This window comes from Azospirillum cavernae (assembly GCF_003590795.1).
Taxonomy (GTDB): Bacteria; Pseudomonadota; Alphaproteobacteria; order Azospirillales; family Azospirillaceae; genus Azospirillum; species Azospirillum cavernae.
This window is the reverse complement of sequence record NZ_QYUL01000002.1, coordinates 694,082-718,569: the sequence shown is the minus strand read 5'-3', so window position 1 is coordinate 718,569 and position 24,488 is coordinate 694,082. Positions and strand designations below refer to the sequence as shown.

Here is a 24,488-nt window from a genome sequence, read left to right as displayed (position 1 = left end):
TGCGCGGCGTTATGGTGTCTGCCGATTTCAGCGTTCATTCCGGCGCCGCGTTCAGCGCGGCGATTGGCAACGACCGGCTTGACCGGCTCAGCGATTACCCATTCACACGATTGGCCAATTTGCTGGCGGGCGTCACGCCGCGCGCCAACGTCGCGCCCGTCGTGCTGACGGTCGGCGAGCCGCAGCACACGCCCCCCGCCCTGATCGACGAGACGTTGCGCGCCAACACCGCCGGGTGGGGCAAATACCCGCCGGTCGGCGGAACCCCGGAATTCCGCGCCGCCGCCGGTGACTGGCTGACCCGCCGCTATGGGTTGCCCGCCGGGCTGCTGCACGCCGACTCCTCGCTGCTGCCGGTGTCGGGCACGCGGGAGGCGCTGTTCATGCTGGCCCTGCTGGCGGTTCCGCCGCAGAAGGCGGGCAAGCAACCCGCCGTGCTGATGCCCAACCCCTTTTACGCGCCATACGAGGGGGCGGCGGTGATGGCGGGGGCGGAGCCGGTCTTCCTGCCCGGCACGCGCGCCACCGGCTTCCTGCCCGATCTGGACGCGCTGACGCCGGAGCTGCTGGAGCGCACGGCGCTGTTCTACCTCTGCACCCCGGCCAACCCGCAGGGGGCCGCCGCGTCCGCCGCCTATCTGGCCAAGGCCATCGGATTGGCGCGGGAGTATGGCTTCGTGCTGGCGGTCGATGAATGCTACGCCGAAATTTACCTGGACCGCCCGCCCATCGGCGCGCTTGAGGTCGCGGCCTCCCTGCCGCACGGCGATGCGCCTTGGTCCAATCTGCTGGTCTTCCATTCCCTGTCCAAGCGGTCGAGCGCGGCGGGCTTGCGGTCGGGCTTCGTCGCCGGGGATCCGGCGCTGATCGGGCGCTTTTCGCGGCTGCGCAGCTACGCCAACGCGGGCATGCCGCTGCCGGTGGTCGCGGCCAGCACGGCGCTGTGGCGGGACGAGGCGCATGTCGAGGAAAACCGCCGCCTCTACCGCGCCAAATTCGCCGCCGCCGAGGCCGAGTTGCAGGGCCGTTACGGCTATTACCGCCCGGACGGCGGTTTCTTCCTGTGGCTGGAGGTCGGCGACGGCGAGGAGGCGGCCAAGCGCCTGTGGGCGGAGGGCGCCGTGCGCGTGCTGCCCGGCGGCTATCTGGCCCATTCCGTGCCGGGGGAACCCAACCCCGGCGCCGCCTTCATCCGGGTGGCGCTGGTGCAGGACGCCGAAACCGTCGGCCAGGCCTGCGCCGCCATCGTCCGCATTCTTGGCTGAGCTTTTCTGACCGCCGCCTCCGCCCCGCTTCCGGGGTGGACCGAGAACGAGGTTTCGACCCATGGCCCGACCCGCCGGTCCTCCTTCCGCGCGCCCCCGGCCCAGTCTGGGACGGACGGCCACCGCGCGCCTTGGCGCGCGCGAGGAAAAGATCACCGGCAAGGACACGGGCAAGGACCGGGTCCGTCCGCCCACCGCCCGCCAGGAAAAACCGCCCTTCTTCTCCCCCGCCACGCGGCGCTTGGTGGTGGCCCGCGCGCGCGAGGCCATGGGGTTCGTTCTTGGTCTGTTTGGTTTGATGCTGATGGTGCTGCTGGGCAGCTACGACCCGGCGGATCCCTCTTGGAACTCGGTTCCGGCCAGCGTCGGCAAGACGCACAATCTGTTCGGGGTTCCCGGCGCCTACCTCGCCGACGTGTTGATCCAGTCCTTGGGCTGGGCGTCCTTCGTCATCGCGCTGGTGCCGATGTTCTGGGGCTGGCGTCTGGGCGCTCAGCGCGGCCTGGGCAACCCAATGTTCCGCACCGTGCTGGCGCTGTGGGGGGTGATCCTGGTGGCGATGGCGCTGGCCGGGCTGACCACCGAATCGTCGGACCCGCTGGCGGCGTTGCCCGGCGGCAGCGTCGGCGACGTCATGCTGCACGGCGTCAGCAACCTGTTCGGCGGCACGCCGATGGTGGCGACGGTCGCCGCCTTTTCCGGCGGTTTCGTTCTGTTCCTCGCCGCCGGTCTGTCCATCGCCGAATGGGTCACGGGCTTCAAGGCGTTGGGGTCGGGCACCGTCACGGCGACGCGCTTCGCCGTTCGCGGCGGTCATTACGCCGTCAACACGTTGGGCCGTCGCGGCGTCATCGCCGCCCGCAACGCCGCGCAAGCCGCCGCCCAGACCGCCAGCGGCGCGGTGGACGACGCGCTGTTGCGCCGGACGCCGGGCATCGACCGCCGGGGCCGCGCCGTGCCGAGCTTTGACGACGCGCCGCGTTTCGACTCGGGCGCGCATGGCCCCTCGCAGGTCCACCCCGCCGGGCTGGACGCCGCGCCGATCCTCCATCACCCGCCCCACGGCGCGGCGGAGGCCAAACCGCCGCGCCCGATTCCGGTCGTCGCCCGCAAGCCGGACGAGGACGCGGCGCTCCCCGCCCAACGCGCTCTGCCGCTGGAGATGATCGAGGAGGAGGACGAAGAGGAGAGTTACGAGCTGCCGCCGCTCGATTTGCTGCAAGCGCCGCCGCAGGGCGCGCGCGGCGAGCAGGTCGATGAAGGCCAGTTGCAGCGCAACGCCGCCCAGTTGGAAGGCGTCTTCGGCGATTTCGGCGTGCGTGGCGAGGTGCAGAAGGTCCATCCCGGCCCGGTCGTCACCCTGTATGAGTTGGAACCCGCCCCCGGCACCAAATCATCCCGCGTCATCGGACTGGCCGACGACATCGCCCGCTCGATGAGCGCGGTGTCGGTGCGCGTCGCCGTGGTGTCCGGGCGCAACGTCATCGGCATCGAGCTGCCCAACGCCCGGCGCGAAACCGTGCTGCTGCGCGAACTGATGGCGTCCGACAGCTTCGACAAGAGCGGGGCCAAGCTGGCGCTGGCGCTGGGCAAGGACATTGGCGGGCATCCGGTGGTCGCCGATCTGGCCCGCTTCCCCCATCTGCTGGTCGCCGGAACCACCGGGTCGGGCAAGTCGGTGGCGATCAACACGATGATCCTGTCGCTGCTCTACCGTCTGCCGCCGGAACGCTGCCGCTTCATCATGGTCGATCCCAAGATGCTGGAGCTGTCGGTCTATGAAGGCATCCCGCATCTGCTGACGCCGGTCGTCACCGACCCGAAAAAGGCGGTGGTCGCCCTGAAATGGGCGGTGCGCGAGATGGAAGACCGTTACCGCAACATGTCCAAGCTGGGCGTCCGCAACATCGAGGGCTACAACGCCCGCCTGCGCGAAGCCCGCGAGGATGGCGAGTCGCTGACCCGCCGGGTGCAGACCGGCTTCGACCCCGATACCGGCAAGCCGCTGTTCGAGGAACAGCCGCTCGACCTCACCGAACTGCCCTACATCGTCGTCATCGTCGATGAGATGGCCGATCTGATGCTGGTGGCCGGCAAGGACATCGAGGCGGCGATCCAACGCCTGGCCCAGATGGCGCGCGCGGCGGGCATCCATTTGATTATGGCGACGCAACGCCCCTCGGTGGACGTCATCACCGGCACCATCAAGGCGAATTTCCCCACCCGCATCAGCTTCCAGGTCACGAGCAAAATCGACAGCCGGACCATTCTGGGCGAGCAGGGGGCCGAGCAGCTTTTGGGGCAGGGCGACATGCTCTACATGGCGGGCGGCGGACGCATCACCCGCGTTCATGGCCCCTTCGTCTCTGACCATGAGGTCGAGCAAATCGTTCGTTTCCTGAAGTCGCAGGGCGAACCGAATTACGTCGACTCGATCACCGAGGATGAGGACGGCGACACCAGCTTTGACGAGGGCGGGGCGCTGGCCGCCAACGGCGGCGGGTCGGGCGATGATCTGTACGACAAGGCGGTCGCCGTGGTCTGCCGCGAGCGCAAGGCGTCCACCAGCTTCATCCAACGCCAACTGCGCATCGGCTATAACTCCGCCGCCCGCCTGATCGAGCGGATGGAGACGGAGGGCGTGGTCAGCAAACCCAACCATTCCGGCAAGCGCGAGGTTCTCGCCCGCAACATCGACGAGTGATTCGTCGGAGCGTGGATTGACAGCCGCCGGTCCGCTCACCAATATTGGGGGTAGGCGGACAGGGGATGAAGGCCCCTGTCCGCCCGCCCGATCTTAGTGCAGAAGGTCAAGCAACCGCTTGACGATCTCCAGCACCAGGATCAGGAGAGCGAGGATCTTTTCCATCCTCAGCACCTCCCGGTAGTGCGGCGGCGATGGCGGCCAGTCCGCCATCGCGTCCGCCGGGTGATTCTGACAAAAGCGCGCAAAAATACAATTGTGTTCCACCGGCGGGTGTCGCCCGCGCGCGTCACCCCCGCATGGGGATGAGCGATCCAACCAGGAACAGGCTCGCCGCCGCCACGACCACGCTGGGGCCGCCCGGCAGATCCCAGGTCAGCGAGGCCAGCAGCCCGGCGACCACAGCGACCACGCCAAAGACCGAGGCCAAGGCCGCCATGCTTTCGGGCGTGCGGGTGAAACGGCGGGCCGCCGCCGCCGGGATGATGAGCAGCGATGTAATCAGCAGGATGCCGACGATCTTCATGGCGATGGCGATCACCAGCGCGATCAGCAGCATGAAGGCCAGACGCAGGGCGTCCACCGGCATGCCCTCCACCCGCGCCAGATCCTCATCCACCGTCACAGCCAGCAGACGCCGCCACAGCAGGGCCAGCCCGGTCAGCGCCACCGTGCCGCCGCTGTAGATCCAGACCAGATCATTGGCCGTCACCGACAGGATGTCGCCGAACAGATAGGCCATAAGATCGACGCGCAGCGTTTCCAAAAAGGCCAGCGCCACCAGCCCCAGCGACAGCGAGCCGTGCGACAGGATGCCCAGCACCGTGTCGGCGGCCAGCGTGCGCCGCCGTTGCAGCCCGACCAGCGCCAGCGCCAGCGCGACGCAGACGACCATCACCCCGATCATCGGGTTGACGCCCAGCAGAAAGCCCAGCGTCACCCCCAGCAGGGCCGAATGGGACAGGGTGTCGCCGAAATAGGCCATGCGCCGCCAGACCACGAAGGATCCCAGCGGCCCGGCCAGCACGGCGATGCCGCAACCGGCGGCCAGCGCGCGGATCAAAAAATCATCCATGGCAGCAACCCCCGTCCTGGCCGCTGACCACGCCGCGCTCCGGGTCGTGCGCGTGGTCGTGATGGTGCAGATAGACCGCCAGTTCCGCCGCGTGGCGGCCAAACAGCGCGTGGTATTCCGGGTGGCGGCTGACGTCCTCGGGCCGCCCGTGGCAACAGACATGGCCGTTCAGGCAGATCACCCGGTCGGTCCGCGCCATCACCGTGTGCAGATCATGGCTGACCAGCAGGATGCCGCAGCGGCGATGACGGCGGACATGCTCGATGCGGGCGAACAGTTCGGCTTGACCATGGACGTCCACCGCCTGGTCGGGTTCGTCCAGCACCAGCAGATCGGGATCGCTCAGCAGGGCGCGGGCCAGCAGCACCCGCTGCATCTCACCGCCCGACAGGGTTTGCACCGCCGCGTCGGCCAGCCGGGTGACGCCCGCCTCCTCCAGGGCTGTTGTGATCCGCTCGGGCGTGGTTGGGCGCCACAACGTTAGAAAGCGGCGGACGGTCAGCGGCAGGGTGGCGTCCACCGTCAATTTTTGCGGCATGTAGCCGACGCGCAGACCCGGACGTCGTGTCACGCGCCCGTCCGACGGGCGGACCAGCCCCAGAACGGCGCGGGCGAGCGTGGTCTTTCCCGCCCCGTTGGGGCCAATCAGCGTCACCACCTCGCCAGGGTTGACGGCCATGGTGACGCCGCTCAGCACCAGCCGCCCGCCGAGACGCACAGAGAGATTCTCCGTCCACACCAGCGGATCGGGGGCGGGGGACGTGGTGGGAGCGTGTGGGTGGGTGATTGACATGTTATGTTATAACGTGACAAATGAGGGCCGGTTCATCCGTATGCTCTCAAAGCTTCATCCTGTCCAGAATGACAAAGAGGATTGCACCCATGCGCCGTATCGCGTGTTTCCCGGCGGCCGCCGTCACCCTGATGTTGGCGGCGGCTCCGGCCTTGGCCGACGCGCCGAAGGTGGTCGTGTCGATCAAGCCGATCCATTCCCTGGTGGCGTCGGTGATGCAGGGGGTTGGCGAACCGGCGTTGCTGGTGCGCGGCGGCGCCTCGCCCCACACCTACACGCTGAAGCCGTCGGACGCGAAAAGCCTGTCCACCGCCGATCTGGTGGTCTGGGTCGGGCCGGAGATGGAAGGCTTTTTGGAAAAGCCGCTCTCCAGCAACGCCCGCAAGGCGAAAATCCTGACGCTGATGGACGCCCAGGGCCTCCACCTGCTGGACGCGCGCGAGGGCGGGGCCTGGGAAAGCCATGACCATGGGCATGAGCACAAAGGCGGCGAGCATAAGCATGAGGCCAAGGGCCACGACGCCAAGCACGATCATGGCGACGAGCATGACCATGACGAGGTGAACACCCACATCTGGCTCGACCCGGCCAACGCCCGGCGCATCGTCACCCTGACCGCCGAGGCGCTGACCGCCAAGGATCCGGCCAACGCCGAAGCCTACCGGACCAACGCCGACAAGACGCTTGGGTCCATCGACGCGCTCGACGCGGAGCTGAAAGCGGCGCTGGTTCCGGTGGCGGGCAAGCCCTTCGTCGTCTTCCACGACGCCTACCAGTATTTCGAGGACCGTTACAACCTGTCGGCGGTCGGCTCGATCACCGTCAGCCCGGATCGTCGCCCCTCAGCCAAGCGCCTGTCGGCGATCCGCGCCAAGATCGCCGGGTTGGAAGCGGCCTGCGTCTTCGCCGAACCGCAGTTTGAACCGGCCCTGGTCCGCACGGTGGCCGAAGGAACCAAGGCCAAGACCGGCGTGTTGGATCCCGAAGGCGCGGATTTGGCCGAAGGCCCGGCGCTCTACCCGACCCTGATGCGCAATCTGGCGGCCTCGCTGCGCGCGTGTCTTGGCGCTTAAGCGAAGCCTGTCCCTGTGCTAAAGGCTTGACGGGAATGTCCGGCTGTTTGGTCAGGGAGTGAGGCGTCATGAAGATCGGTGTCATCGGCTGCGCGGGGCGCATGGGCCAGATGTTGGTGCGGGAAATCACGGCGACGGCGGGTTGCACGCTGATCGGCGGCACCGACAAGGTCGGCGGCGAGGCCATCGGCAAGGATCTGGGGCTGCTGGCCGGGCTGGACGCGCTGGGCGTCGTCGCCATCGACGATCCGGTGGCGCTCTTCGCCCAGGCCGACGCGGTGATCGACTTCTCCAACCCCGAAGCGACGGAGCGTCACGCCGCGCTGGCCGCCCAGGCGGAAACCGTTCTGGTCATCGGCACGACCGGCCTGAACCCGTCGCAACAGGCGGCCATCGCCCAGGCGGCGACCCACACGGCGATCCTGCAATCGCCCAACATGTCGTTGGGCGTCAATCTTCTGTTGGCGCTGGTCGAGCAGGTCGCCCGCTCGCTGGATGACGGCTACGACATCGAAATCCTGGAGATGCACCACCGCAACAAGGTGGACGCGCCGTCCGGCACCGCGCTGGGGTTGGGCCGCGCGGCGGCGGCGGGTCGCGGCGTCGCGCTGGAGGATGTCTGGCAAAAGACCCGCGACGGCATCACCGGCGCCCGTCCGCGCGGCGAGATCGGCTTCGCCACCCTGCGCGGCGGCGACGTCATCGGCGACCATGTCGTCATGTTCGCGGGCGACGGCGAGCGGATCGAGCTGACCCACAAGGGATCCGGTCGTCAGATCTACGCCAAGGGCGCCGTGCGCGCCGCGTTGTGGGCGCGTGACAAGACGCCGGGCCTCTACAGCATGAAGGACGTGCTGGGGCTGTAACCATTTCCAAGCCGTGTCGCGCTGGTTCGGCGCTGCTGGCCCCCTCCCCATCCCTCCCCCGCTTTGCGGGAGAGGGGGCCGGACCTTTGTCAGCTTGTGGCTCAGCTTGCGGCGGAGTTCCCTCTCCCGCCACAGGCGGGGGAGGGCTAGGGAGGGGGCAAAACGCCGACCAACCTCCGACCTCCGCATAGGAACAGTTGACGGTCAGGCGACCAGCGGCAACCCGTCGCGCGCCAGAACGGCCAGGAAGGCGTCGATCACGCGCGGGTCGAAATGTTGGCCCGACTCGGCGCGCAGCAGGTCCAACACCTCCTCGATCTCCCACGCCTTCTTGTAGGGGCGGCGGTGGAGCAGGGCGTCGAAGACGTCGGCGACGGCGACGATGCGGCCCGACAGCGGGATGGCGTCGCCGCTCAAGCCGTGGGGGTAGCCGCCGCCGTCGAACCTCTCATGATGGCTTTCGGCGATTTCCGCGCCCATCGACAGGCAGTTGCGCGGCCCGTCGCCCCCGGCGTCGCGCAGGATGGCGCCGCCGATGGCGGCGTGTTCGCGCATGTGGCGCATTTCCTCCGCGTCCAGCCGCCCCGGCTTGCGCAGAATGGCGTCGGGGATGGCGACCTTGCCGACGTCGTGCAGGACGCTGGCCAGCCCGATCATGCCGCAAAACTCTTCGTCCAACTCATCGGGGAACAGGTCGCGGGCGCGCAGCTCATGGGCGATGGCGGTGGCCCAGCGGCCCAGCCGCTTCACATGGTCGCCGGTGACTTCGTCCTTGTATTCGGCCAGCTTGCCCAGCGCGTGGACGGTCGCCACCTGCGCCTCTTGCAGCCGTTCGACCAGATGAAGATTGTCGAATCCGGTCCCGGCCTTGGCGCAAAACAGCTCGATCAGGCGCTGTTCCACCTCGGGCAACGACGCGTCGGCGAGAACGCACAGCGCGTGCGGCGCTTGGCTGCGGCTGCGCAGCAGGGCGACGCCGTGCCGGTCGCCCCAGCGGGAGCGGCCATCGGCCAACGCCGCGCGGACGTCCCGCATCACCGCGTCGGGCAGGGGCGCGTCCAGCGGTTCGCCACCCGCGCTGGCGGCGGACAGCACACGCGGCGCGCCATCTGGTGCGCCATCGGGCGCGCCGACGCAGAGCAGGACCGACCCGGCGACGGGCAGCAAGGCCGCCATCCGTTCGGGCAGGGCGCGGAGAAAATCGGCGCGACTCGCCTGTTCAAACAAATGGTCAGCGGCGTCCATCACCGCCTCCACCCCCAAGCGTCCACGCTCGATCAGCGTGATGTGCTGGTAGGAGCGCAGGGCGGCGACGGTCGCGGTGAACAGCTTTTGCGCGGTCAGCTCGCTCTTGGCCTTGTAGTCGTTGATGTCGTAGGTGGCGATGATCGCGCGTTCGGGGGCCTGTCCCGGCTGGCCGGTGCGCAGGATGATGCGCACCTGTTGGTTGCCCAGCGTTTCGCGGATATGACGGACCAGGGTCAACCCGGCGTCGTCGGTTTCCATCACGACGTCGAGCAGGATGACGGCGATGTCCCGATGCTCGGCCAGCAGGGCGCGGGCCTGCTTGGCCGAATAGGCCGACAGAAAGCGCAGATGGCGCTTCTCGAAACTGGCGTCGCCCAACACCACGCGGGTGATGGCGTGGACCTCGTGGTCGTCATCGACGATCAGGACCAGCCAAGGCGGGTTGCGCAGGGCGGCCAGAGCGGCTTCGTCGGTGCTTTCATCAGCGAACAGCAGATCGTCGCTGATGATCTCGCCCGTCGTTTCCACCGCCCCTGTCATGAGTTCGGCCCCCGCCGGTCAGATTGTTTCTTGTCGGCGGATCACATCGGATCCATCGGCGTGTGTTGCGCCGCAACCGATACAATTTTCGGATTAATAATGAGAGTTTGTCAACGTCGCGCGCTGAGCACTCCGGCGGCGTAGGGAAGGGCGAGCAGAGCTTGCAGGGCGGCCCAGCCCAGCGCCTCCCAGTTCGGCAGGGTCCAATCGACCTCGTGCAGGGCCTCGCGGACGGGAAGTTGGCCGTAAATCAGCGATTCCAGCGGCACGAAGCCCTCGGCCAGAACGGTCAGCAGGGCGGTCAACAGCAGCCCGGCGGCGAGCAGCGACTCGACGGGCAGGCGGCGGGCGGCCCCGCACAGGCAGCGGGCGGGCGCGTCGGTCATCGGCACCGCCGGACGGAACAGACCGGCGATGGCGCTGGCCGCACCCCGCGTGGCGCCGACGGGGCGGCGGGCGGCGCGGACCAGCCCCAGCCCCAACAGCCCGACGACGGGGATGATGACATAGGGGTTGGGGAAGTCGCGGTAACGGCCATCCCAGACGATCAAGACCGCCCACGCCAGGGTCAGCCCGGTCAGGGCCAGCGCCGACCAGCGGCCAACCGACTCGACGGCGGACAGGGACGGACGGTTGACCCGCAGGCCCGCCAGCGGCTCCCGCGCCAGCCCGCCGCCCGCCAGCGTCCGTTGCGCGGTCAGCAGAACGGCCAGCGACAGCGCCGCCGTCAACGCCAGCATGATGCCCGCCAAGGCGGTGTCGTGCCAATAATGTTTCCCGTGAAACGCCGCGTGAACGGCCTGGACGAACAAGGTGGACAGCGCTTGCGTCAACAGGATCACGCCGGTCCACCCGCCGTTGGTCAGCCGCCCGCCGCGCAGCGCCAGCCCGGCCAGCAGAAGCAGGGCGAGGCCGCCGGAGACGGCGTAGAGGCGCGGCCAGTCGCGATTCTCCACCACTGGCCCGGCCAGGGAGAATTTCGCCACGCGGTCGGCGCCATACAGCCCCCAATGACCGCCGACGGTGCCTTCCAGCTTGGCTTTCCAATCCTGATCGAAGGCTTCGATGATGTTGTAGTCAAAGCCCTCCTGCGCGGCCATGCGCACGAAGCCGTTGACGAAGGTCGCCTTGTTGACCAGCCCCGGAACGGCGGCCCCGCGCGAGCGGCCCGCCGTCGGCCAGCCGGTTTCGCCGACCAGGATCGGCTTGCCCGGAAAGCGCTGGGCGATGACGTGGTAGGAGGAGCGGATGCGCTCCGTCGCGCCCGCGACCCCGGCGGGGACGTCCTCCCAATAGGGCAGCAGATGGATGGTCAGGTAATCGACATGGTCGGCGATCTGCGGGTATTTCAGCCACCATTCCCAGACGTCGGCGTAGGACACCGGCTGTTTCACCGCCGCCTTGACCCGGTCGATGTAACCGGCGACCTGATCGGGCGTCAGCTCGCGGCGCAGCAGCACCTCGTTGCCGACGATGACGCGGGTGATGGTGTCGGGAAAGCGGTTGGCCAGATCGATCAGCGAGGCGATTTCCGCCTCGTTCTTCTCCGACTTCGACGACAGCCACGCCCCCATCGTCACCTGAAGCCCATGCTTGCGCGCCAGTTCCGGCACGATCTGCAAGCCTTCCAGCGACGTGTAGGTGCGGATTCCGGCGACCTGCGGGGCGAGCGCCGCCAAATCCTCCTCAATCTCCGCCGGGCTGGGGAAGATCTGCGTCAACGGGCTTTGCCCGTCGCGGAAGGGGGCGAAGGACACGCTTCGCAGCTTGCCGCCGGGCGGCGGTTCAAGGGGAACCGGCCGGTTCGGCAAGGACCACACGGCGAGGTTCGCAAGGCCGACGACGAGAATCGCGGCGAGGATCGGGATCAGGCGCATGGGCGGGATGTCTACACCAAAGGCGGGGCGGGTTGAACGGGGTTGGTGATTCGCGTTGCCCCCTCCCTAACCCTCCCCCGCTTGTCAGCGGGAGAGGGGACGGGTGCGGGCCGACCATCGTCTCCCTCTCCCGCGTGAGCGGGGGAGGGTCGGGGAGGGGGCCAAGGGCGACGGTTGACCAAAAGAAAGGCGCGTTCCCCATCATGGAAAACGCGCCTGTCGCAAGGTTGAGGATGGTTTCCCCGATCAAACAGCGGCGGGCGCCGCATTATTCCATCAGCGTTCGACGAACGCCTTTTCGATCACGTAATTGCCCGGCTCGCCGTTCGTCCCCATGACGAAGCCCTTGCGGTCCATCATATTGGTGGTTTCGGTCAGCATCGCCGGGCTGCCGCAGATCATCACGCGGTCGTGCGCCGGATCCAGCTCCGGCAGGCCAAGGTCGCTGTAGAGCTTGCCATTTTCCATCAGCGTGGTCAGACGCCCGCTGTTGCGGAACGGCTCGCGCGTCACGGTGGGGTAATAGAGCAGCTTTTCCTTCACCTGTTCGCCAAAGAACTCATTCTCCGGCAGCTCGTGCTGGATCAAATCGTCGTAGGCGAGTTCGGCGACCGTGCGCGTGCCGTGGGTCAGGATCACCCGCTCGTACTTCTCGTACAGTTCGGGATCCTTGATGATGCTGAGGAAGGGGGCCAGACCCGTTCCGGTGCTGAGCAGATAGAGGTTCCGGCCCGGCAGCAGATTGTCGGAAATCAGCGTGCCGGTCGCCTTGCGGTTGACCAGAACCGTGTCGCCTTCCTTCAGATGCTGAAGGCGGGAGGTCAACGGGCCGTCCGGCACCTTGATGCTGAAGAACTCGAGCGTCTCTTCGTAATGCGCGCTGACGAGGCTGTAGGCGCGCAGCAGCGGGCGCCCGTTCACCTCAAGCCCGATCATCGTGAACTGGCCCGGCAGAAAGCGGAAGGACGGGTCACGCGTGGTGGTGAAGGTGAACAGCGTGTCGGTCCAGTGGTGAACGCGCAGAACGCGCTCCTGAATGAGGTTGCTCATGGAGATTCCAAAGACAGTAGCAATGCCAGAGCCGGCTTTCGGGTTCGGGGCGCGTTCAGGTGGCTGTGAACAGGCTGCCGCCGCGCGACGGTCGAAAACCTAGCAACAATTCCGTCAGAAGGCCATGGCTTTATACCAGTCCATCTGACGAGTCTGCGGACAAACAACACAAAAATCAAAGTAGAACATTGACGCAGATCAATGGCTGCTCACTCGGCGCTGGGCGGGGCGAAGAGATAGGGCGACAGGCCGCGCAGATTTTCATCGACGATAAGCCGATGATTCAGCGGCGGAAACGCCCGTTGCGAACAATCCAGCCGGGGGCAGAGCCGACAATTCACGCCGATTGGCGTCGCCGCTTCGGTGTTGCCCAGATCAAAGCCGTCCGCATAGGTGACGTGCGCCGCGTGGTGGGCGTCGCAGCCCAGCGCGATGGCGAATTGCTGCGGCGGGCTGCGGTGGCCGCCCCCCGCCTTGACCACGGTGCGGGCGATGGAGAACCAGGTGGTCCCGTCGGGCATCTGCGCGACTTGGCTGTGAACCTTGCCCGGCGTTCGGAACGCTTCGTAAACGATCCAGCGCGGACAACCGCCGCCGAAGCGGGCGAAGTGGAATCCGGCGCCGGAGAAGCGTTTGGACACGTTGCCCGCGCTGTCCACCCGCATGAAGAAGAAGGGAACCCCCTTGGCCCCGCTGCGGTGCAGGGTGGTCAGACGTTGGCACACCTGCTCAAACGAAGCATCGAACCGCCTCCGTAATATTTCGATGTCGTAACGAACCTGAGTGGCGGCCTCGTGGAAGCGCTGGTAGGGCATCAGCACGGCGGCGGCGAAATAGTTGGCCAGCCCGATGCGGGCCAGCCGCCGCGCCTCGTCGTCGGACAGGTTGGCGGCCTCGACGATGCGGTTCAGCAGCTCGCGGTGGCGCAGCAGGGCGATTTGGCAGGCGAGCTGAAAATTGCGGCCCGACGGGGCCAGCATCTCCGACAGCAGCACCCGGCGGCTGTGGCGGTCGAAGCGGCGAACGGCGTAGCCCATGACCTCCGACGGCAACAGGCGGACGCGGACGCTGTGCTGCGTGTTCAGCCAATCGACCAGCCCGCGATAGAGATCGCCCTTTTCGAGATTGCCGTCCTTCCACAGCGCGTCGGCGGCGTCCTCCAACTCCGGGAAATGGTTGGAATGGGCCTGGAACAGGTCGCGCACCTCGTCCTGGGGAAAGCCGCTGCTTTGCACCAGATGCAGCTTTTCCCGGTCGGCCACCCGTTCCGACAGGGCTTGCAGATCGTCGCGCGCGCCGCGAAAGCCGCGATAGAGCGCGACCACAGCCTGCCCCAAGGTGGGGGCGACGGCGGCCAATTCGCGGAAATCCTGGTTCTTGATGTCGGATCCGTTGAACAGCGGATCGGCGAACACCTCGCGCAGGCCGGCGACCAGACGGCTTTCCTCATCTTCGGCGAAGGCCTGGAGATCGACGCCGAAATTCTGCCCCAGCTTCAGCAGCAGCGGCACCGTCACCGGGCGCTGGTTGTGCTCGATCAGGTTCAGATAGCTGGGGGAAATGCCCAACTGGTCGGCCATCTGCGCCTGGGTCAGCCCCTGGTCGCGGCGCAGCCGCCGCACCTTCGGCCCCAGCATCGCCTTCTTGTCCATGCCCTTGCCCTCGACCGCCCGGCCCCGGCGTCCCGGCGCCTGTAAACTTTACAAACTTTACCGATTTACAGAGTTTTTCCGACGACAGTTTACAAACCGACCTTTTTACAAACAAGGGCTTATTGCAACGCACAGAAGCCCGGCGTAACACTCTGTCCATGGCCGCGCTGTAAAGCCAACGGCGCCAGACAAAAGGCTCGGCCCAGACAAAATCTGGACAACGAGCGTTGGGACCGAACAAGGCCCGCCCCGAGAATTCTTGACTTGCCCCCTGAACCGGGGCTTACGGACAGAAGGACACCGACCATGTCGCTCGACGAAAAGACCAAGACCGCCCTCCGCGCCGCCCGCTACGAAGGCATCCGCCGCGACTACACCGAGGAGGACGTCAAGCGTCTGAGCGGCTCGGTCCGTATCGAGCACACGCTGGCCGAACTCGGCGCGCAACGCCTGTGGGAACTGCTGAAGACCGAGCCGTACATCAACACGCTGGGCGCGCTGACCGGCAACCAGGCGATGCAGGCGGTCAAGGCCGGCCTGAAGGCCATCTACCTGTCGGGCTGGCAGGTCGCCGGCGACGCCAACAGCGCCGGTCAGATGTACCCCGACCAGAGCCTGTACCCGGTCAACTCGGTCCCGGCGGTCGTCGAGCGCATCAACAACGCGTTCAAGCGCGCTGACGAGATCCAGACCTCCGAAGGCAAGGGCGACACCTATTGGTTCGCGCCGATCATCGCCGACGCCGAAGCCGGTTTCGGCGGCCCGCTGAACGCGTTCGAGCTGATGAAGGCCATGATTAAGGCTGGCGCGGCGGGCGTGCACTGGGAAGACCAGCTCGCCTCGGAAAAGAAGTGCGGCCATCTCGGCGGCAAGGTTCTGATCCCGACGCAGCAGCACATCCGCACCCTGAACGCCGCCCGTCTGGCCGCCGACGTCTGCGGCACCTCGACCCTGGTGATCGCCCGCACCGACGCTGAGTCGGCGCAGCTCATCACCTCGGACATCGACGAGCGCGATCATCCCTTCATCGACTTCGAGTCGGGCCGCACCACCGAGGGCTTCCACCGCCTGAAGAAGGGCCTGGGCGTCGAGCATTGCATCGCTCGCGGCCTGTCCTACGCGCCGTATTCCGATCTGATGTGGTGGGAAACCTCCAAGCCGAACCTGGACGACGCCCGTCGTTTCGCCGAGGCGATCCACAAGGAATTCCCCGGCAAGATGCTGGCTTACAACTGCTCGCCGTCCTTCAACTGGAAGGCCAACCTGGACGACGCGACCATCGCGAAGTACCAGCGCGAGCTGGGCGCCATGGGCTACAAGTTCCAGTTCGTCACGCTGGCGGGCTTCCACTCCTTGAACTACTCGGCCTTCACGCTCGCCAAGGGCTACGCCGAGCGCGGCATGGCCGCTTACTCCGAACTGCAACAGGCCGAGTTCGCGGCCGAGAAGGACGGCTACACCGCCACCAAGCACCAGCGCGAAGTCGGCACCGGCTACTTCGACGCGGTCGCCACGGCGATCTCGGGCGGCACCTCCTCGACCACCGCGTACAAGGACTCCACCGAGGCTGACCAGTTCCATTGATCGGGAGTTGGTCCGTGATCCGGTGTGCGAGCCGGATCGTTTTGAACGGCTGATGCTTTGACTTTTCAACGGCCGGAGGGAAACCTCCGGCCGCTTTTTTGTGACAAACGCTCGCCGTTCGCCGTCATAGCCCCGCCCCCCTGGTATGGCTGCCTTGCGCGGCCTCAATTCAGGGTCGTCGGTAAACTGGGCCGAAAGTCTTGAACAGCACGGGAAAACGCCGATTTGGTGTTGTTGTTCCGTCCGTATCTCTTCCGCTGCGGCGCGGAATCCCCTGTTGACTTGAGAACGCTTCAAGACCACTTACATCGCATGCTGAAAACAAACCGATCCGGGACGTAACGGTCCCTCCACGCCGGGCGCCCAACGCGGAGTCCGGCGGCGGGTCCCGCCTCTGCGCGACGCCTGTCGCGCCGTGACGGTCGACTTCGCCCCCGCGTCTTTCCGCGTGGATGTTCACCCCGGTGATTGCCGCCCCGTCGCCTCCGGCCTCGGCGCTTTTGATCGACATGATGAAAGGACAGTGCAGTATGGATTATTCGCTCACAGGAAAGACCATTGCTATTCTCGTCTCCAACGGCTTTGAAGAAGCGGAGATGACCGAACCCCAACGCGCTCTGCTGAAGACCGGCGCGACCCTGCGCACGATTTCGACCGAGACGGGTCTGGTGAACGGCTGGCACGGCAAATCCTGGGGCCACTACTTCCCGGTCGACAAGCAGCTGGGCGAGGCGCTGGGCGCCGATTTCGACATGCTGCTGCTGCCGGGTGGCGAGCGCAGCGTCGCCAAGCTCCAGCAATCGGCCCACACCCGCCGCATCGTCGGCCATTTCCTGGACGCCGGGAAGCCGATCGCCGCGATCGACCACGGAATCCAACTGCTCGCCATCCCCGGCAAGCTGCGTGGCCGTCTGCTGGCCGCCCCGGAAGCCTACCGCGCCAATTTGATCGCCGCTGGCGGCAAGATCAGCGACGAGGCTCTGGTGGTCGATGAGATCACCGTCAGCGCGCTGGGCCAGGACCAGCTCGCCGAGTTCGTTGAGGCGGTGGTCAAGCTGTTCGGCGAATCCGCCGCTCTGCGCGCGGCGGCCTGACCGCTTCACGCCATCTGACATCTGCGGTTGCTGAACGACCGCCGCGCCCCGGGCGCGGCGGTCGTTTTGCGTTTGCGTGAAAGATCTGTGTTGATAATTTTAAACGTATCCCGTAGGAAAATTAGACACCGAATGATCGGATATTTCCCACAATCACCGCCCTGACGGGCGCGCGGAGGAGTCTTGAGAATGGCTAAAATGCAGGCATTTTCACGATTCACCATTCGCGCGAAAATCATAGTCGCGGTTCTCGGGACCGTGGTGATGGCCGGTGGTTTTGGTCTGTTTACGCTGGATCGACTTGATATTCTAAACAGCGCGGCGGAAACCATGCGGGGCCGCTCGCTGCCCAGCACCCAGTTGGCCGGGCAATTGACGGCGGCGGCGCAGGGCTACCGCATCGCCGAGGCGGCTTACGCGCTCTCCACCAACGCCATGCAGATCGATCAGGTGGAAACCAACCTGAAGGCCGCCGAGGCGAACGTCGCCCGCCTGCGCGCCGCCGCCGGGCCGCTGTTTTCCAGCGGCGACACGGCGGAGCGGCTGACCGCCTTTGACGAGGCGTGGAAAAACTACGCGTCCGCCGCCGACCGGGTGCGCAGTCTGGTCCGCGACAACCAAAGCCAATCCGCCGCCAGCGTCTTCAAACGCCCCAGCGCGGTCGCCTTCGCCCGCGTTCAGGAAACCCTGACCGCTCTGGTGGACGGCGCGATCCAGGAAGCCGGAACGGTCGCCGACCGGGGGGGCGAGGTCTACACAGCGGCGCATTCCCAGGTGATGGGCGTGGTGGCGCTCTGCACGCTGCTGTCGCTGGCCTTTGGCTGGGCGCTGGTCCGCAGCGTGTCGCGGCCCATCCTGGCGGTGGCGTCGGCGCTGGAACGGTTGGCCGCGCGCGATTTCTCGGCGTCCTTTGACGATGGACGGCGGGACGAGATTGGCCGGATGGCCGCCGCCGCGCGGGTGTTCAAGGACAACATGTTGGAGGCCGAACGGCTCCAGGCCGAACAGGAGCGCTTGAAGGCCGCCGCCGCCGAAGAGCGCCGCCGCGAGCTGCAAAGACTGGCCCAGGGCTTCGAGGCGACGGTGAAGCGGCTGGTCGAGGCGCTGGCCGACTCCACCGCCAGCTTGGCGACGGCGGCCAGCGGCATGGCGACCAGCGCGGCGGACACCGCCGCCCACGCCGACGCGGTGTCGGCGGCGTCGGGCCGGGCGTCCGCCAATGTGGACAGCGTGGCGGCGGCGACGGCGGAGCTGTCGGCGTCCTTCGCTGAGATCGCCCGGTTGGTCGGCGATTCGGCGGGCATCGCCGCCACGGCGACGCGCGACGCCGAACGCGGGACCGTGGTGATGGGCAGTCTGGCCAACGCGGCGGCGGAGATCGGCAAGGTGGTCGATCTGATTTCCGGCATCGCCGGGCAAACCAATCTGTTGGCGCTGAACGCCACCATCGAAGCGGCGCGGGCGGGCGAGGCGGGCAAGGGCTTTGCCGTGGTCGCGTCGGAGGTGAAGATTCTGGCCGGGCAGACCGCCAAGGCGACCGCCGAGATCCAGGCGCGCATCGCCGAGATTCAAACGGCGTCCGGCACGGCGGTGGACAGCATCGACGCCGTCACCCGCACCATCGCCAAGCTGAACGAGATCGCCGGAGCCGTCGCGGCGGCGGTGGAGCAGCAAACCGCCGCCGTCGGCGAGATCGCCGCCAACATCCACGACGCCGCCGACGGCGCCCGCGACGTGTCGGGGAACATCGCCGCCGTCACCGCCGCCGCCGCGTCCTCCGAACAGGCCTCGTCGGTGATGGTCGGCACGGTTGAAACCGTGTCGGGCGACACCGCCCGCATGCGGGCCGAGGTCGACGGCTTTTTGTCGGCGCTGCGGGCGGGATAAAGCCGCGTCGTCGTCTAAGCAGGTTTTCCGAACTCTGCCCACACATGGGCAGGCTCGGAAAACCTGCAAAACATTGAGTCCGCAGGTTTCTCCAGGCCGGGCCATGTGTGGCCCGATCTGGAGAAACCTGCTTAGGGGGAGTCAGACCCGCTCTTCCACCCCAACCCGTTCGGCGGGGAAGGTCAAGCGCACGGTCGTTCCCCGGCCCGGCGCGCTGTCGATGTCCAGCCGCCCGTTGTGCAGGGCCAGCAGGGCGCAGGTCAGCGGCAGGCCAAGGCCGGAGCCGTGCTCGGTCGTTGTCATCCGGTCATGCGCCTGCGAAAAGGCGGTCAGCGCCAGGGGGATTTGCTCCGGCGCCATGCCGCGCCCGGTGTCGCTGACCGACAGGCTCAGGCTTCCCCCGTCGTTCAGATGGGCGGCCACCCCGATTTGTCCGCCGGGCGGGGTGAATTTCACCGCGTTGCCGACCAGATTGGTCAGCATCTGGCGGATCAGCGTCGGGTCGCCGTACAGGCAGGGCAGGTCATCGGCCACGCTGCTGTTCAGCGCCAGCCCGGCCCCTTGCGCCCGCGCGCCCAGCATTGCGGTGGTGGCGTCGATGATGAGCGGCAAATTGCACGGCTCCTCATAAAGCTCCATCTTGCCCGCTTCGATCCGGGCGAGGTCGAGCAGGTTGTTGATAAGCTCCAACATATACTCGCCAGCGGTGGCGATCTGCGCCGCCGCGTCGCGGTAACGCGGGTTGTCCAGCGGTCCCATCACCTCGTCCCGCAGGATCTCGGCGAATCCCATCACGGCGGTCAGCGGGGTGCGCAGCTCGTGGCTCAAATGATGGACGTAATCGGATTTGTGGCGGTTGGCCCGCTGCGCCTCGTCGCGGGCGGTGGCCAACTCCAGGGCGCGGTTTTTCAGGTCGGTGATGTCGGTGCGCACGCCGACGGCGCCGCCGTCGCTGGTCCGCCGTTCCTCAATGCGCAGCCAGCGGCCATCCTGCAACTCCACCTCGACCGGCGGGCCGCCGTCGCGGTGCAGGGCGAGGCGCTGGGCGATCCAGGATTCCAGCGCCTCGGGCGGCATCCGGTAGACGCCGCGACGGGCGGTTTCGCGCAGGACTGTCTCAAACGGGGTGCCGGGGGCGAGCAGGTCCGGGTGCGTGGCGAACAGGGCGCGGTAACGCTGGTTGCACAAAACCAGCCGGTCTTGCGCGTCGTAAAGGACGAAACCGTCGGGCACGCTGTCGATGGCGTCGAGCAGTCGGGCGTGCGACTGCCGGGCGTCCCGTTCGGCGCGGACCCGTTCGCTGACGTTGCGGACGCTGCACAGCACCCGGTCGCCATCCATCAAAGCGACCAACCGGGCCTCAAAGGTGGCGTCATTCTGGCGGGGGGAGGGGGCGGGCAGGGTGAATTCGACGCCGACGACGGTTTCGCCAGCGGACAGGCGCTCCAACGCGTCAGCCACCAGGGCGCCCGCCGGGTCGGGCAGAACATCCTGCACCCGACCGTTGAGAAAGCGCTCCGCCGGAATGTTCAACTCCGCCGGGCTGGCCGTGGCGAAATCCAGGATGGAGCCGTCGCGCCGCAGCTCGAACCGCACATCGGGGTAGGCGTAAGACAGCGCCACAAGCTGCTCGGTCAGCCGCGCCAGTTCCTGCCGGGCGACGTGGTCGGCGGTCGCCTCGATCAACAGCAGCGGCGTCGCCGTGCCGAACCGGCTGGCGGGCGCGCGGGTGACGCGGACGTCGAGATCCAAGAGCGGCGCCGTCGAGCAGGTTTGGAAGGCGATGGTGGCGTTGGTCGCCCGTCCGTTGGTCAGGCAGGAGGTCAAAGCGGCGCTGGCCTTGGCGTCGGCGCGCAGGCGGATCGCGGACTCGTCGGCGGCGTCCGGCAGATCGAGCAAGCCGCGCGCCGAGTCGTTCAACCAAACGACCAAGCCATCCGGCTGCGCCAGCCACAAAGGAACCGCAAGCCCGGCCAAAAGGTCGAGACCCAAACACCCGGAGTCTTCGATCTGGGGAAAGGCCATCGGCGTCCCATCAATCCAGCGGTCAGCGCAGTCTACTACGTCGCCGCCGGGAAAACAGCCATGCGATGGTGTTGCGCTTCAGCAGCGTTGCGCGAGTTCGGCGCCGTTTGCCCCCTCCCCAACCCTCCCCCGCGCTGCGGGAGAGGGGGCTTGGAGCCTTGTCGGCGCGCGGCGGAGTTCCCTCTCCCGCTGACAAGCGGGGGAGGGTTAGGGAGGGGGCAAAGCGTGGAGCGACGTCCGCCGCTTGTTTAGGGCGTGTCCCAGTAATGGCAGGCGACCTGATGGCCGGGTGCGACCTGTTCCAAAGCCGGGACGGCCTGGGCGCAAAAGCTTCGCGCCTTGGGGCAGCGCAGGCGCAGCGCGCAGCCGTCGGGCGGGCGCAAGGCCGATGGCGCGTCGCCGTCCAAGGCCGGGGCCTCGCCGCGCGCCGCGCTCAGCATCGCCTGGGTGTAGGGGTGGCGGGCGTGGTGGAGCAGGGCGTCGGCGTCGCCGCTTTCAACCACCCGGCCCATCAACAGAACCAGGGCGCGGTCGGCGTGGCGCAAGCCCTCTTCCACCCGCTCCGTCGTCAGGATGACGGGCAGCCGCCGCCGGTCCCGCGCGGTCAGCAGATCGTCCCAGAAATCGGCGCGCTCCTCCGCCGACAGGGTGGCGAGAGGCTCGTCGCAGACCAGCGCGCGCGGCTCCGGAATCAGGGCGCGGGCCAGCCCGACCCGCGCGGCTTCGGGCGGATTCAGGGTCGCGGGCCAGCGCGTCGCCGTGTCGGCGGACAAACCCACCGCCCGCAGGGCGTCGGCGACCCGATGGGCGCGGCGGTCGGCGGGGATCTCGGGCCGCAGGGATTCCAGAACCGTCGCCAGTTGGCCGCCAACGGTCATCGCCGGATCGAGCGCCGCCGCCGGGTCGGGAAACAGCGGTTGCAGGTCACGGCGAATCCGCCGCATCCCGGCGGCGTCGGCCTTGGCCAGATCGCGGCCCATCCAGGCGACATGGCCCTTGGTGGGCGGCGGCAGGTGCAGCAGGGCGCGGGCCAGCATCGCCTTGCCGCTGCCGGTTTCGCCCAGCAGGACCAGGGTTTCGCCGTCGGCCAGATCGAGATCCAACGGATGGACCACGGTCAGGCGCCGTTCCTCCCCCGTCGGGCTGACGCCCAGCGGAAAGGACACGGTGACGCTGCGCGCGGTCATCACCTCGGTTCCCGCCCGCCCGCGCGCTGGGTTGGGGGCGGGCAGCGGGGTCGGGTCGGCGGGGGTGGGCAGCAGCCGCCCGCCATGCAGGGCCAAACGCTGGTCGGCGGGGCCGTCCAGCCCGTCTTCGGGCCGCCCGGCGACAATCAGCGCGACGGCGCTCTCGCGCGCCCAATCGGCCAGCCGGTGCAGAAGGCGCAGGCGCACGGTGGGATCCAGCCCGGCGGCGGGCGCGTCGGTCAGCAGAACCGCCGGGCCGACGGCGATGGCCAAGGCGAACAGCGCCGCCCACCGCAGCGAGTCGGGCAGGCGGTCGGGCGGCAGGTCGAAGCGCCGGGCGGCGGCGGGAACCCCCATGCGGTCGAGCGCGTCGGCCATGCGGCGCAGCGCGGCGCTGGTGTCCAGCCCCAGATGATGGCCGATGACGTCCGCCGCCTGCAAGGCCAGCGGGCGTTGCGGAGCCATCCGTCCGCCCTGCGCGATCAGCAGGCGGCGACCATCCACATGGGCCTGTCCGGCCTGCGCCACGCCGGGCAGCGGCAGCCCGGCCAGGGCGCGCAGCAGCAGGGTTTTGCCCGCTCCGGCCCCGCCGGTCAGGGCGAGCACCGCGCCCGCCTCCAGCCGCAAGTCGGCGCGGTCGATCAGCACGCGGTCGCCCGCCAGCAGGGTCAGCCCATCGGCGGCGACGGGCGGGTTGGTCGTCGGCGGGTCGGCGAGGGCGGGGGCGATGGTGGTCATGCGCGGGCGTCCGTGGCCGCGCCGCCGTGCGGCCCTTCGGCGGCGAGGCTGAGCGCTTCGTCCGCCACGGCGTGAAGCGCCCACAGGGACAGGGACAGCAGCAGCGCCGCCGGGATCAAGGCCAGCCCGTCGCCCAGCCGCGCGGCCAAGCCGATCGTCGCCCCCCAGCTTCCCACCGGCGACGGCAGGCCAAGGCCGAGCAGGCTGGCGAAGCTTTCCACCGCCAGCGCGCGCGGCAGGGCGACGGCCCCGGCGGCCAGCAGCGGGCGGACGGCGTTGGGAATCAGGTGATGGCGCAGGATCGCCCCCTGCGACAGCCCGGCGGCGCGGGCGGCGATCAGAAACTCCCGGCGCAGCAGGTCGCGCAACTCGCCATGGGCCAGCCCGGCGACCAGCGGCGCGGCGCTGACCGCCACCAGCAGGGCGAGAAGCGGCAAGCCGCCGCCCATCAACCCGGCCCCCAGCGGGGCCAGCAGCGCCAGCGGCAGCCCCGCCAACCGGGCGGCGGCGGCCATCAGGCGGCGTTCCGTCCGTTCCCCCAGCGCGGTGGCCAGCACGGCCCAACCCAGCCCCAGCCCCGCGCCCAACAACCCGCTCAACAGGGCGAAGGACAGGCTGCCGCGCCCGTCGGTCAGCGCGGTCAGAACCGGATCGCTGTCGGCGCGCAGCGGGGCGGCGCCGTCGCTCAGCAGCGGCGCGACGGTGCAGGCCAGAGCCAGCGCCGCCAGCAGGGCCAGCCCGGCGGCGCCCCGGCCATGGCGGCGCGTGTGATGGTCGGATCGCGGGTTCATCGGCCCCTCCCGCCGGAACCGGCGAGCGGCTGGAGCCACGCGCCAAGGGCGGTTCCCAGCGCGGTCAGCAGCCCGGTCAAGCCGCCGAGCGCGATCAGGGCGGGCAGGGCGCCGGAGGTCGATCCGGCGCGGGCGGCGTCGATCAGCCGGGCGCCCAATCCCGGCAGGTCGAGCAGGCTTTCCAGCGCCACCGCTCCGGCCAGCGCCGCCAGCGTGGCGTTGGCGAAGCCGCCCAGCACCGGGGCCAGCGCGGCGGGCAGGGCGTGGTGGCGCAACACCGCGCGGTCGTCCAGCCCGAAGCCTTCGGCCATGCGCAGGGCGTCGCTGGTCAGCGCCTCCGTCATCGCCGGGCGGGCGAGGCGGGCGGCTTGGCAGGCGGCGGGCAGGGCCAGCGCCGCCCAGGCGAGCGGCGCGGCGGCGGCCCCGGCGCGCACCGCCAAGGCGGCGCAGGCGGCCAACAGAAAGCCGGGCAGCAGCGGCCCGGCGGCGATCAGGGCGCGGCCCGCCAGACCGCTTCCCGTTTGCGGGGCCAGCCCAGCCCAGGCCCCGGCCAGCGCGCCCAGCGCGGCGCCCAGGAACAGCGCGGGGGCGATCAGCAGGAAGGAGAGGCCCAGCGCCGCCAACAGCGCACGCGCCGCGCCCAGCGCGTCCAGGCCCGTCGCCCAGGCCAGCGCCGAAGCCAGGGCGGTCCCGGCGGCGATGGGCAGAAGGGTGGCGGGCAGCGTGTCGATCAGGCGGGAGGCGACGGTGCGCGGCATCGGGGGCGGGGCGATCTTCGGAAAAGGCGGGGGTGGGACGGGGCAAAGATGTGGAGGTTCGGCCTTGTTTGCCCCCTCCCCGACCCTCCCCCGCCGGTGGCGGGAGAGGGAGCCTGGAGCCTTGTCGGCGTTCGGCGGAGTTCCCTCTCCCGCTGGCAAGCGGGGGAGGGCTAGGGAGGGGGCAAAGCGTCGCCAAACCGGCGCAACTCTGCTCAAGGCCGAACCGTAAGCGCGCCCACCCCGGCGGGGCAACGAAATTGGCGCGGGCGCGACGCGGGCGC

18 protein-coding genes are annotated in these 24,488 nt (G+C 68.5%); 7 read left to right on the top strand and 11 right to left on the bottom strand.

The window, feature by feature from the left end:
• The first annotated feature begins 11 nt into the window (after positions 1-11).
• Positions 12-1,265 (top strand): aminotransferase class I/II-fold pyridoxal phosphate-dependent enzyme, encoded by a 1,254-nt coding sequence (locus tag D3877_RS14575; protein WP_119831483.1) that lies wholly within the window; start codon positions 12-14, stop codon positions 1,263-1,265.
• A 61-nt stretch (positions 1,266-1,326) separates the two neighbouring features.
• The gene (locus tag D3877_RS14570; protein ID WP_119831482.1) at positions 1,327-3,969 is read left to right on the top strand and encodes a DNA translocase FtsK; all 2,643 of its coding nucleotides are present in this window, start codon (positions 1,327-1,329) and stop codon (positions 3,967-3,969) included.
• 93 nt (positions 3,970-4,062) lie between these two features.
• On the opposite strand, the gene D3877_RS29880 is transcribed toward D3877_RS14570, so the two are convergent.
• Genes D3877_RS29880 through znuC form a run of 3 tightly spaced genes read right to left on the bottom strand, consistent with a single transcriptional unit; the run spans position 4,063 to position 5,837 of the window.
• On the bottom strand, positions 4,063-4,236 hold the full coding sequence (locus D3877_RS29880; RefSeq protein ID WP_158599923.1) for a hypothetical protein: 174 nt from the start codon (positions 4,234-4,236) through the stop codon (positions 4,063-4,065).
• A 22-nt stretch (positions 4,237-4,258) separates the two neighbouring features.
• On the bottom strand, positions 4,259-5,044 hold the full coding sequence (gene znuB / locus D3877_RS14565) for a zinc ABC transporter permease subunit ZnuB (RefSeq protein ID WP_119831481.1): 786 nt from the start codon (positions 5,042-5,044) through the stop codon (positions 4,259-4,261).
• Entirely contained in the window at positions 5,037-5,837 is an 801-nt protein-coding gene (znuC, locus tag D3877_RS14560) for a zinc ABC transporter ATP-binding protein ZnuC (RefSeq protein WP_119831480.1), read from the bottom strand. The genes znuB and znuC overlap by 8 nt, the downstream gene beginning before the upstream one ends.
• 89 nt (positions 5,838-5,926) lie before the next feature.
• On the opposite strand from znuC, the gene znuA reads away from it, so the two are divergent.
• Together znuA and dapB are read left to right on the top strand one after the other, a co-directional pair.
• Positions 5,927-6,910: a zinc ABC transporter substrate-binding protein ZnuA gene (znuA, locus tag D3877_RS14555; RefSeq protein ID WP_119831479.1), complete on the top strand. Its 984-nt coding sequence runs from the start codon at positions 5,927-5,929 to the stop codon at positions 6,908-6,910.
• Positions 6,911-6,978: 68 nt separating this feature from the next.
• Positions 6,979-7,776, top strand: a complete 798-nt coding sequence (dapB, locus tag D3877_RS14550; RefSeq protein ID WP_119831478.1) for a 4-hydroxy-tetrahydrodipicolinate reductase — start codon at positions 6,979-6,981, stop codon at positions 7,774-7,776.
• Between the two features lie 204 nt (positions 7,777-7,980).
• Here dapB and D3877_RS14545 read toward each other — a convergent pair whose 3' ends face one another.
• The 4 genes from D3877_RS14545 to D3877_RS14530 form a co-directional block, all read right to left on the bottom strand.
• Positions 7,981-9,564, bottom strand: a complete 1,584-nt coding sequence (locus D3877_RS14545) for a response regulator (protein ID WP_119831477.1) — start codon at positions 9,562-9,564, stop codon at positions 7,981-7,983.
• Positions 9,565-9,674: 110 nt separating this feature from the next.
• Positions 9,675-11,441 (bottom strand): glycoside hydrolase family 17 protein, encoded by a 1,767-nt coding sequence (locus tag D3877_RS14540; RefSeq protein ID WP_119831476.1) that lies wholly within the window; start codon positions 11,439-11,441, stop codon positions 9,675-9,677.
• A gap of 276 nt (positions 11,442-11,717) precedes the next feature.
• Entirely contained in the window at positions 11,718-12,491 is a 774-nt protein-coding gene (locus D3877_RS14535; RefSeq protein WP_119831475.1) for a ferredoxin--NADP reductase, read from the bottom strand.
• Positions 12,492-12,700: 209 nt separating this feature from the next.
• Positions 12,701-14,143 (bottom strand): helix-turn-helix domain-containing protein, encoded by a 1,443-nt coding sequence (locus D3877_RS14530; protein ID WP_119831474.1) that lies wholly within the window; start codon positions 14,141-14,143, stop codon positions 12,701-12,703.
• A gap of 306 nt (positions 14,144-14,449) precedes the next feature.
• Between D3877_RS14530 and aceA the strand changes: the two genes are divergently transcribed.
• From aceA to D3877_RS14515, 3 genes are all read left to right on the top strand, one after another.
• Positions 14,450-15,727, top strand: a complete 1,278-nt coding sequence (gene aceA, locus D3877_RS14525; protein ID WP_119831473.1) for an isocitrate lyase — start codon at positions 14,450-14,452, stop codon at positions 15,725-15,727.
• A gap of 530 nt (positions 15,728-16,257) precedes the next feature.
• Positions 16,258-16,821 carry a DJ-1/PfpI family protein gene (locus tag D3877_RS14520; RefSeq protein ID WP_119831472.1) on the top strand — a complete coding sequence of 188 codons (564 nt, stop codon included), beginning with the start codon at positions 16,258-16,260 and terminating at the stop codon, positions 16,819-16,821.
• 189 nt (positions 16,822-17,010) lie between these two features.
• Positions 17,011-18,708 carry a methyl-accepting chemotaxis protein gene (locus D3877_RS14515; RefSeq protein WP_119831471.1) on the top strand — a complete coding sequence of 566 codons (1,698 nt, stop codon included), beginning with the start codon at positions 17,011-17,013 and terminating at the stop codon, positions 18,706-18,708.
• Positions 18,709-18,849: 141 nt separating this feature from the next.
• On the opposite strand, the gene D3877_RS14510 is transcribed toward D3877_RS14515, so the two are convergent.
• From D3877_RS14510 to D3877_RS14495, 4 genes are all read right to left on the bottom strand, one after another.
• On the bottom strand, positions 18,850-20,733 hold the full coding sequence (locus tag D3877_RS14510) for a sensor histidine kinase (RefSeq protein WP_119831470.1): 1,884 nt from the start codon (positions 20,731-20,733) through the stop codon (positions 18,850-18,852).
• Positions 20,734-20,981: 248 nt separating this feature from the next.
• On the bottom strand, positions 20,982-22,658 hold the full coding sequence (locus tag D3877_RS14505) for an ABC transporter ATP-binding protein (protein WP_119831469.1): 1,677 nt from the start codon (positions 22,656-22,658) through the stop codon (positions 20,982-20,984).
• Positions 22,655-23,449: an ABC transporter permease subunit gene (locus tag D3877_RS14500; protein WP_119831468.1), complete on the bottom strand. Its 795-nt coding sequence runs from the start codon at positions 23,447-23,449 to the stop codon at positions 22,655-22,657. Before D3877_RS14500 ends, D3877_RS14505 begins: the two co-directional genes overlap by 4 nt.
• Positions 23,446-24,207, bottom strand: a complete 762-nt coding sequence (locus tag D3877_RS14495; RefSeq protein WP_119831467.1) for an ABC transporter permease subunit — start codon at positions 24,205-24,207, stop codon at positions 23,446-23,448. Before D3877_RS14495 ends, D3877_RS14500 begins: the two co-directional genes overlap by 4 nt.
• Between the last annotated feature and the right edge of the window lie 281 nt (positions 24,208-24,488).

Coding starts and splice junctions, on each gene's coding strand:
- znuB (WP_119831481.1), bottom strand. CDS start 5,044: ATGGATGATTTTTTGATCCGCGCGCTGGCCGCCGGTTGCGGCATCGCC.
- znuC (WP_119831480.1), bottom strand. CDS start 5,837: ATGTCAATCACCCACCCACACGCTCCCACCACGTCCCCCGCCCCCGAT.
- D3877_RS14535 (WP_119831475.1), bottom strand. CDS start 12,491: ATGAGCAACCTCATTCAGGAGCGCGTTCTGCGCGTTCACCACTGGACC.
- D3877_RS14505 (WP_119831469.1), bottom strand. CDS start 22,658: ATGACCACCATCGCCCCCGCCCTCGCCGACCCGCCGACGACCAACCCG.
- D3877_RS14530 (WP_119831474.1), bottom strand. CDS start 14,143: ATGGACAAGAAGGCGATGCTGGGGCCGAAGGTGCGGCGGCTGCGCCGC.
- D3877_RS14540 (WP_119831476.1), bottom strand. CDS start 11,441: ATGCGCCTGATCCCGATCCTCGCCGCGATTCTCGTCGTCGGCCTTGCG.
- dapB (WP_119831478.1), top strand. CDS start 6,979: ATGAAGATCGGTGTCATCGGCTGCGCGGGGCGCATGGGCCAGATGTTG.
- D3877_RS14495 (WP_119831467.1), bottom strand. CDS start 24,207: ATGCCGCGCACCGTCGCCTCCCGCCTGATCGACACGCTGCCCGCCACC.
- znuA (WP_119831479.1), top strand. CDS start 5,927: ATGCGCCGTATCGCGTGTTTCCCGGCGGCCGCCGTCACCCTGATGTTG.
- D3877_RS14500 (WP_119831468.1), bottom strand. CDS start 23,449: ATGAACCCGCGATCCGACCATCACACGCGCCGCCATGGCCGGGGCGCC.
- D3877_RS14515 (WP_119831471.1), top strand. CDS start 17,011: ATGGCTAAAATGCAGGCATTTTCACGATTCACCATTCGCGCGAAAATC.
- D3877_RS14510 (WP_119831470.1), bottom strand. CDS start 20,733: ATGGCCTTTCCCCAGATCGAAGACTCCGGGTGTTTGGGTCTCGACCTT.
- D3877_RS14520 (WP_119831472.1), top strand. CDS start 16,258: ATGGATTATTCGCTCACAGGAAAGACCATTGCTATTCTCGTCTCCAAC.
- aceA (WP_119831473.1), top strand. CDS start 14,450: ATGTCGCTCGACGAAAAGACCAAGACCGCCCTCCGCGCCGCCCGCTAC.
- D3877_RS14545 (WP_119831477.1), bottom strand. CDS start 9,564: ATGACAGGGGCGGTGGAAACGACGGGCGAGATCATCAGCGACGATCTG.
- D3877_RS14575 (WP_119831483.1), top strand. CDS start 12: ATGGTGTCTGCCGATTTCAGCGTTCATTCCGGCGCCGCGTTCAGCGCG.
- D3877_RS14570 (WP_119831482.1), top strand. CDS start 1,327: ATGGCCCGACCCGCCGGTCCTCCTTCCGCGCGCCCCCGGCCCAGTCTG.